This window comes from uncultured Paraglaciecola sp., assembly GCF_913058035.1.
GTDB lineage: Bacteria > Pseudomonadota > Gammaproteobacteria > Enterobacterales > Alteromonadaceae > Paraglaciecola.
In genome coordinates, this window is record NZ_CAJXPA010000166.1 from 1 (window position 1) to 9,336 (window position 9,336).

At 39.7% G+C, this 9,336-nt stretch carries 8 protein-coding genes; 2 read left to right on the forward strand and 6 right to left on the reverse strand.

What is annotated here, in order from left to right:
- Positions 1 to 67: 67 nt before the first annotated feature.
- On the forward strand, positions 68 to 868 hold the full coding sequence (locus tag QZ562_RS16975) for an IclR family transcriptional regulator (RefSeq protein WP_293762767.1): 801 nt from the start codon (positions 68 to 70) through the stop codon (positions 866 to 868).
- Positions 869 to 1,242: 374 nt separating this feature from the next.
- Here QZ562_RS16975 and QZ562_RS16980 read toward each other — a convergent pair whose 3' ends face one another.
- The 6 genes from QZ562_RS16980 to QZ562_RS17000 form a co-directional block, all read right to left on the reverse strand.
- Positions 1,243 to 2,172, reverse strand: coding sequence for a putative 2-dehydropantoate 2-reductase (locus tag QZ562_RS16980; RefSeq protein ID WP_293762769.1), 930 nt, complete (start codon positions 2,170 to 2,172; stop codon positions 1,243 to 1,245).
- 109 nt (positions 2,173 to 2,281) lie between these two features.
- Entirely contained in the window at positions 2,282 to 3,622 is a 1,341-nt protein-coding gene (locus tag QZ562_RS16985; protein ID WP_293762771.1) for a TRAP transporter large permease, read from the reverse strand.
- Positions 3,623 to 3,625: 3 nt separating this feature from the next.
- Positions 3,626 to 4,156 carry a TRAP transporter small permease subunit gene (locus QZ562_RS16990; protein ID WP_293762773.1) on the reverse strand — a complete coding sequence of 177 codons (531 nt, stop codon included), beginning with the start codon at positions 4,154 to 4,156 and terminating at the stop codon, positions 3,626 to 3,628.
- A 24-nt stretch (positions 4,157 to 4,180) separates the two neighbouring features.
- Entirely contained in the window at positions 4,181 to 5,245 is a 1,065-nt protein-coding gene (locus tag QZ562_RS16995; protein WP_293762775.1) for a C4-dicarboxylate TRAP transporter substrate-binding protein, read from the reverse strand.
- Positions 5,246 to 5,405: 160 nt separating this feature from the next.
- Positions 5,406 to 5,474 (reverse strand): sporulation histidine kinase inhibitor Sda, encoded by a 69-nt coding sequence (sda, locus tag QZ562_RS21335; protein WP_363315376.1) that lies wholly within the window; start codon positions 5,472 to 5,474, stop codon positions 5,406 to 5,408.
- An 822-nt stretch (positions 5,475 to 6,296) separates the two neighbouring features.
- Entirely contained in the window at positions 6,297 to 7,988 is a 1,692-nt protein-coding gene (locus tag QZ562_RS17000) for an amidohydrolase family protein (RefSeq protein WP_293762777.1), read from the reverse strand.
- Positions 7,989 to 8,434: 446 nt separating this feature from the next.
- Between QZ562_RS17000 and QZ562_RS17005 the strand changes: the two genes are divergently transcribed.
- Positions 8,435 to 8,614 (forward strand): hypothetical protein, encoded by a 180-nt coding sequence (locus QZ562_RS17005; protein WP_293762779.1) that lies wholly within the window; start codon positions 8,435 to 8,437, stop codon positions 8,612 to 8,614.
- Positions 8,615 to 9,336: the final 722 nt, after the last annotated feature.

The window sequence follows — 9,336 nt, forward strand, 5'->3', positions numbered from 1 at the left end:
TGATAAACGTATCGATAACCAAAAGAAGTAAAGAGGCAGGATGGGATGAGCAATAGAATAGACAAAAATGAAAACACAGACTGGTTTGCGAAACGATAATGAAGGAGAGGGATATGGCAAGTTTGTAGAAGCGCTTGCCAGGGGGTTAGATATATTACGTGCATTTAATCCGGGAGACGGGTTTCTTGGCAATCAAGAGATTGCTCAACGAACCGGATTAGCTAAATCTAGCATATCTCGGCTAACTTATACTTTGACAAGCTTAGGCTATCTTACTTATTCGAAGCGATTAGAAAAGTACCAACTTGGAGCTGGAGTATTGGCCTTAGGTTATGCATTTGTTTCTAATCTTGCCATTCGTCAAGTAGCAAACCCCTTAATGAAAGAGCTTTCAATTGCAACAGGAACATCAGTGGGTCTAGCAGACAGAGATCGTTTGGATATGATTTATGTCGATCATTGTGCCCCAAAAGACATAGTCACTTTTAAAAAAGACATAGGTGATAAAATTCCGATGGCTACTACGGCAGCTGGGCGAGCTTATTTAGTGGCGCTATCAGAAGAAGAACGAAATTTCTTTATGCGGCATTTTCAAGAGAAATTAGGTGATAAATTTGATGCTGTCAAAGAGGGTGTTGACCAAGCTTTGGAAAACTATGAAAAATTTGGATATTGCTATTCATGGGGCGATTGGGAGCCAGATACGACTGCGATTGCTGTTCCGTTGAAACTCACACAAGGCCAAATTTATGTATTTAATGCTGGCGGACCTGCTTTTCGATTGTCCAAGGAGTTTTTAAGTGATGAAGTGGCTCCGCAATTAAAGAGCATGGTGCGTAACATTGAGGCAACGTTAATTCGGTTTTAGGATTTTATCTTTTCAGGGTGCTATTTTAACGTACTGTTATTTCAACGTACTGTTATTTCGTTCAATTATTTACCAGAATAAGTCATCAACGTCTTATTTTGTTTGAGAATTAGTTCTACAAACGTCGATATAAGGCAAGGTCGTTAGGCTTAGTCATGTTTGCACTTTTCGCAGTAGAGTTTTATTTTAAATTAACTCCTACTGTGCCACTGATGTAATGTTTAACACTCAGATCTTGCTGATAAGCAAAACAGCCGAAATGAAAGAAAGTGGACAGTCAGTACTGTTTACCATATTGGCGCTGTTGCCATTGGACCGAGTATCCATCATGATCTAATTTGTATCTGCACCCTTTTATTGACACATCACACTTTTTATTGACCATCATCACGGCTCAAAAACTGTAGCTGCTGAGCAAGCATTCGAGCAAGTTTCATATCCACACCGGATCGCGCTGCACGGTCGATCATCGATTGATAAATAGCATTAATTTCCAGGGGTCGATTGTGTTCATAATCAACTTTCATACTGGGTGCGTAGTCCTGCATGTTAGTCTCGGTATTCACGAGCATTAACTCGGCCACCGAAGCGCTAAGGGGCTGCCCACATGCATTAGCGGCAGCAATCACCTCTAGCATGATAGATTTAATTAATTCACGGGTGACATGCTGACGTAAAAGTTCAGCCGTACTACTATTAAGCACAACTGACAGTCCGTTAAAAGGCACATTCCAAACCAACTTTTGCCAGCGTGAAAAGCACAAATTCTCAACGGGTTTTACGTCAATACCACAAGCAAGGAAGTCCTCGGTCACCAGTCCAAGCTCGGGAGTGATGCCGGCTACAGATTCGTCCTTCATGTAATGCCCCAAACTAACCATCCCAAAATCGCTATGTTTAATATGACCCGGGCCCATTTTGGTGCTACCAATAAAACACAAACCACCAATAATGCTGGCCTGGGGTAGAATGTCAGCGGCGACCTGCTCCACGGCAAGTCCATTTTGCATGATCACCACGATCCCATTGTGCTTTACGACCTGCGGCAACAATATTTCAAGCACATGATTATTTGTTGTTTTTAAAGCGATAATGGCGACATCGCACAGAGGCATATCTTCAGGCTTAGCATATGCATTAACGGCGACGTTGAAGTTACCGTTGATAGAATCTATCCGTAAGCCCTGTTCATTAACGTGTTGGTAGTCACTGTGGAGCAAAAAATGCACATCCATTTCATTCCGGGCTAGCATAGCACCGTAATAGCCACCAATAGCGCCAGTACCAATTACTGCATATTTCATTATATTCTCCACAGACTGGGCAATAAATTTTGTGAGTGTGTTTAAATTTGTGAGTCCGTTTAAAATGCGCCAATCAATAAAATTACAAAATTTTACTTGGCTCGTACACTTACATCATAAAGTTAGGCAGTAACAATGACAGTATTGGGAAGGCGATAATCGCAATCAGTACTACAATATCCATCACTAGAAAACGTGCCACTCCCATAAAAATGTCATACACCGCAACCGAGGGTTTAGTGACACTAGCGATAACAAACACGTTTAATCCTACTGGTGGGGTGATCAAGCTTATTTCAAGTAACTTAATGACGACGACTCCAAACCAGATCAGGTCTAACCCATAACCATCTACCATAGGAATTAAAAAAGGTAGGGTAAGCACCATAATACCTAGAGGATCAAGAAACATACCCAGCAACAGGTATACACCTGCAATCATTACCATCAATAACCATAGAGATACATCAGCCCCTTCAACCAGTCCAACCAATGCGGGCGCCATACCCGTTAATGCAACAAACCCAACAAAAATCTTGGCACCTGCAGCGATAAAGAAAATAGAGGTGGTTTGAGTACAGGTGTCTTTAATAGAGAGGATAAACTGCGACCAATTAAGTCTTTTTTGTACAGAACCAATGACGATGACTGCGAATGCACTGACCGCTGCAGCTTCAGTAGCAGTGAAGAGACCTCCATAAATACCACCGATGATAATAGTAAACAGCAACATTGCCGGCCAACACCTTTTTGCCGCTTTTCGGCGTTCGCCTTTTTCCAGAATGGTGTCATCAACTGGTGCTACTTCTGGACTCCGCTTTACCCAGATGTAGATAACCACTAAAAAACCAAGCAGCGATATCAGTCCAGGGATCACACCAGCCATAAAGAGGCGGCTGACTGACATTTCAGTAAAAATACCGTAAACAATAAATAATACACTTGGCGGGATCAGCGAACCTAGTGTACCGCCTACGGCCACTGTAGACGTAGCCAAACGTTTGTCGTAACCCATACGTAACATTTCTGGCACACAGATTTTACCCATCGCCGATGCGCAGGCGATACTCGACCCTGTAATAGCAGAGAATCCCCCACAACCAAAAACAGAGGCCATAGCCACACCACCAGGCAAACGTTTTAACCAAACTCGCGCTGCATGGTAGATATCAGTGGTGATACCAGTATGGTAAGAGATATGACCTAAAAGCACGAATAGCGGGATCATACTTAAGTCATAAGAGTGTACTAAAGCAAAGGTGTTAGATGAAACCATCGACAAGGTGGGAGCTACTGCACTAACCATGTCAAAACCACCATTTCGCATGGCAAAAAATAAAAGTATAAATGTAGACGACACACCCGCTAAGCTAAATGCGATTGGCACGCGAAATACAAGTAAAAGCAACGCACAGGCAAACCCTATGAGTCCAAGAATCAGTGGGTCCATAGTTTACCCTTCTTCTATTATGTCGTGTTCAGCGTCTGTGCGCTGCACGAGGTATTCAGTATTACCAGTGATAGCCGCTCGCATATCTGCAACGAGAATTATCGATAAACGTATAACAAACAGTGCCGCGCCTGCAAAAAAAGCAAAGCGACCCGGCCATTCGGGCAGTTCCAACTCGCCAAAAAAATAGGCACCGCTACTGGCGGCATGAAAGAACCCCTGCCATGCGGAAAAAACCAGTGGCAGCAGTATCAATAGACTGATGAGAGAACCGATAGCTAACATCCATAATTTGGCGTGTTTGCCCAAGCGTTTAAACAAGAACTCGATGGTAATGTGACTATAATCTGCTGTGACATAAGCTAATGGTAAAAAAATAGCACCTACCATAAGTTCTCTGACAATAACCACATCGTCGGTGACTCCCCAACCAAAAAGGTTTCGTGTAAGAACGGTTAGGGTGATCATTAATCCGAGAGTGACAATACACACTCCTGCAACAATCAATGCCCCCTGTTCAATCTTTTTCAACATAATAATAAACTCTATGAGGTTAAATTAACGCGTCCATGGGTAGCCTTCTAAATCTCGTTCTTGGCTGTATTTAGTTAGGGAGGCTCTGTATTTTTCGACCATAGCTTTTCCATCAAAACCACTTTTTCTGGCTTCGTTTTCCCATTTTCCAATATGATATTGACTCGCTGAATAGAGTTTTTTTGAATCTGCGGCAGAAAGACTGATGATTTCTAACTGACGGCCATCAATCCCTTGCGTAAATCGTTGCTCTGCAGCGTCGTCAGATTTCAATACATTTTGGCCAAGGTAATCAATAAAATCGACACCTACTTCGTTAAGCACCTTTCTTTGAGACGCGCTTAATCTTGTGAGTGAATCTTGGTTTATAAACATGCCCAAGCCAGTATAAATTCCCCAATTAAGTTTAGTTAAACTGTCTGCTACTTCATGGTGCTTCAGCGCGAGTGATGCGTTCATATAACCCTGACTGCAATCGAGCAATCCGTTGTCTAGTCCCTGATACGCTTTATAGATATTCATCCCAACTAAATTTGCGCCTAAATCTCCAAATATCTTTCCGAAGGTACCTACTCCACGTACCTTTTTATCTTTTATGTCATCAAGTGTACGAACTGCATCACCACTACATAACATAATGACGTTAGACAGCATGTATGAGGTAACAAAGACTAAATTTTGTTTCGCTAAACTACTTGATACTTCAAGGGATTGCATGTGGTCAAAGTTGGCTTTTAATCCCACCCAAGGATCTAGATTTTCAAAGGGTAAGTTAGTCAGTGAAAAAGAAACCATCTCTTTAAGAAAGTAATCTGGAATAATAGTGCCTAAGTCGACGACTCCTGCAGCAATAGATTGTCGCGATGCATTTGCCTTAAATAAAGCACCGCCCCACATAATATCAATTTTTAAATCACCGCCAGTACGCTTCTCAACTTCCTTCGCAAACCATTTAGTGGCTTCGGCACGGGCCCCTCGGTTTGGCCCTGGTTCACCATAAGTGAGGACCGTTGCTGCGACAGCAGGGATAGCAATCAAAGTCATAGTCGTAAGTGCTGCTACCCTATAAAACTTACTAATTATGTTCATTATTTTAGCACCTCACTAGGGCCACCTTTATTTCGCATAGCGGAATATGTGAACCATTTATATTGTTACTTTACATTAACATACATAGTGCTGCAAGGATGTTGTTGACTAAATCGAATCAACTTTTTACCTGTGCCAGTTCTTATCTGTATGCTTAATCCTAAATTGGTAACAAACTAATAAAATCTGTTGATACAGCAATAAGTAACGCCCGAGAATAAGTTTCAATCTATATAAAATATGAATATCTTAAGGTAATGCGTATGAAGTATTGAAAACTCAAAGTTGACACAAATTAATTTAAAACTGTGGGTAAAAGATAGATTTGTCATCTACTGATGATACGCTTCAGTAGGTCTGTAGGTTGGATTCCAAGTATCAGGCCAGCAATTACGAGGGGAGAGTCAATAAAGTCAATTTTTGCCCACAGCTAAGAAGAATTGGCAGCATCATTATCGGTTTCGTTTAATAACGAATGTTAACTTGTTTATCAATGATCATCTTATTGCTTTACTAACAAAAGTGTTGAATATAAGTATTGGATAAAGAAAGAGTCACAGAAAACTACTTTCACATTAAACAACTCTCATTGATGCTATGACATCTACACAACAACCAATTAAAAATTTTGTGGCAATCAATTAGGGGCAATATTTTTGTTGTGCATAATGTTAAAAATTAGCACAGCTTTATCTATATCGAGGCGGTTTAAAGTTGAACTTTACATATCGTTAATCTTTCTTAGTAGTGAGTGCATCATCCATTAATCCAGCAAAATTAGTACTTCTTGAATAGATAAAATATTAGGATTATTTTAACTGTTGCCCTATCTAAATTAACGAGGGTCAGTTACCCCATGGGAATATTAAGATTAATACGACAAAAACTAAAATCTGATGAAAGATAAGGATTAAAGTGACTTTTAAGATTAGGTTTTTATGCCTACTAGAATAGATATCAGTAAGTCGTCTTGAACTTTAACAAGCCATATATGACTTGTTAAAGTTCTGGTAAGACTAAAAAATTAATAACTCTGATTTTAGCCTTTTTATTAATCACTCTTTACAATAGTTTTGGATTGAGAATTGTATTGTGGTGTTTCCACTGTCATAGGAATGTCTGGACTTATGCCTTGTTGTTTTTTCTGTTCAAGGACCATTTCTCGCACTTCAGCTAACAATTTTTTTGCATCATAAACAATACCGTCTTTAATTGTCCAACGCACGCCACCCACTCGTTCGACGATGTTAGTTTTATCATTTAACTTGGGAACGCCTGTGCCGTACAACGATTTCAAATTATGAATGGGATTTTCATCTACGATGATAATATCGGCTTTTTTTCCTACATGTAAGGTACCAATATCATCAGACATTTTTAACACTTTTGAGCCTTCTTTAGTGGCTGCTCTAATCACTTCTAAGGGATGAAAGCCCGCTTCTTGAAGTAGTTCTAACTCCTGAATATAGCCAAACCCATACAAGCTGTAGATGTAACCGGTATCACTACCTGCTACTACCGTACCGCCTTTATTTTTGTATTCGTTAACAAACTGCATCCAAAGTTTGAAATTATTTTTCCATTCAACTTCGTCTTCTGTTGTCCAGTTGAAGAAGTAAGCACCGTGCTCTGCTCGATTAGCACGATAGAATTGCCATAAATTTGGCATGGTATATTGGTAATGCCACTCGGCGGTGTAAGCACGCATTAAATCACGACTGGCCAGGTAAATAGTGAACGTTGGGCTTAAGCAGAAATCACGTTCAAGCAGGGTATCCATTACATAATTCCAGCGCTTGCTGCCAGGTTTTGCTGCTTGTTTCCATAAACGCCCTGCTTGGCTAAAGCGATCTTGTTCATTATTGTAAATATAGTTACTGGGGTAATTTTGGATAACTTGATCTTCAAATAATGCTTCTGGTAAACCATACCAGTGTTCCATGCAGTCCAACCCCATAGCAGATGTATCAAGAACATTAGCGTGTACTACATCTAATTGCGCATGATGCATGGTTGTGTCTAACCCTAATCTTTCAGCTTCACCTAAAGCGGCGGCCATAATATCTTCTTTTGCGCCCATAAATTTAATACCATCAGCACCCTTACTTTTAAGCGACTCAACACGTTTACGCGCTTGTTCTGGGGTAGTTATCGGGTCTTTTACCGCACCAAAAAAGGGGAACACAGAGATTCTTGGTGCGGTGATTGCGTTGCGCTGACTTAATTCTTTTAGTACTAAGGTTCGGTCTTCCCCTCGGTCGTCATACACTTCACGTACTGTTGTAATCCCGTGACCCAACCACAATTTAAAAATGTATTCTGGCGATACTTTTTGTCCGTCGTTTACATTATGGATATGTGAATGTGCATCAATAAAGCCAGGTAGTATGTATTTACCATGGGCATCAATCTCACGCGACCCTTTTTCAGGACGGTTGTTATCCTCTATGGGTAATCCGGGAAAACCTACCACTTTTATTTGAGTAATACGATTTTGCTCTATCACTATATCTGTGGGTCCATAGGGTGGCGCCCCTGTGCCATCAACAACATACCCACCACGTATCACTAGTCTGTCGTAAGTACCTTCACCTTCGGTGCGCTTTGGTACTTCATCATTGATTTGTTTGAATAGTTTTTCATTGCTAGTCGCTGCGGATAAACGTGCAGATATGGTTAAAATTATCGTTGTAGCTATAACTGTTAACATGAATGAAGCAAATGCTTTTGATAGTAATGTCATGACTATGAATATCCTTTTTTATTATATACCATTCTTAGTTGCCGTTATTGGTCGCTGTTAGTAGTTGCTGTTAATAGTGAAAACAAGCATTGGTATGCAAAAGTAAAGTAAAAGACAACATTATCCCTAATCCAAGCAATGAGCAACAGACTGAACTTAACATACAGTCATCTTATAAAGCCTGCTAATCGAATAACTTGAGGCTGACGAAAAACAGAAATAGCTGCTGCAACAAAGGCATGGGTAACCGCACTTTTCTGTATCTAACCGGGTCATCAATAGTTGCCCAGACAACGAGGTTCTTGCATCGAGTTCGACTGTATTAAAAATACCATAAGAAGTATCTGAAGGGGTTAATGTTAAGACTTAAGTTCAATACTCATGTGTGAGATAGATGTTCAACTAGGTGAGCTGGTTGATGTTTGAGATGTCTCAAAAGGCATTGTATGGTTATCGAAATAGTGTTTATCAGGCTAACCGGTGAGAAAAATAGTGCTCAGTTAGCGACCAACGTTGGGTCAGACTGGCTTAATCGAGAACACACTGTTGCTGAAGGAGCCGTTAATTCTGGATTGAATATTTTGAGGTATTTGGTTTACAAGGCAGTACCTAGCAAAGCTCTTTAATTCAAAGCATTACTAAGGTAAGTGGCGGTCATTATTGATTAACGTTAGATTTATCTTTTAGATGTCGAAATACACCTGATTCTAAAAAATTGATATTTATAGATAAGGTCAGCGCTGTTCTATAATTACCGAGGCTTCTTACTCCACAGACACCCAAATACTCTAATTCAACAAAGCTGAAATAAAAAAATTATGTGGGATATCCAAACGGTTTTAATGTTTAGAATTAAGTTAAATGTTCATTTTCAAGATATATCGTAGCTTGGTTGCCAAATGTTCTTCGGTGATGAGAGACATGTCCTTGCTTAATTATCTATCCGATATTACTTACCACTACTACAAATTACCCTAATGTAAAAGCACTAATATATTGTGCAATTATATTGTATTTTATTGATAATAGTAAGCATTCATCATTGAAAATGTTACAAAATGTTAATTATTGTATTGATTATATTAAAGTTGTTGGGTATAAACTGATTTATCAACTTTCAAAAACTTCTATCAACTAGCAGAATTATATGTGACAAAAATTAGTGATCATAGCGAATTTAATAATAATAAATGGTTTATCAATTTAGCGACATACACTCACAAATTTAAAGCGGTTTGGTATTTGAGCAATAAAATATGTACCTGATAGGTCCAAAGTTCCCAGCGATTTCGTTTTTACTTTGTAGCTGACTCAATAGCAATGCACTCATTTTATTATTGCTTACAAG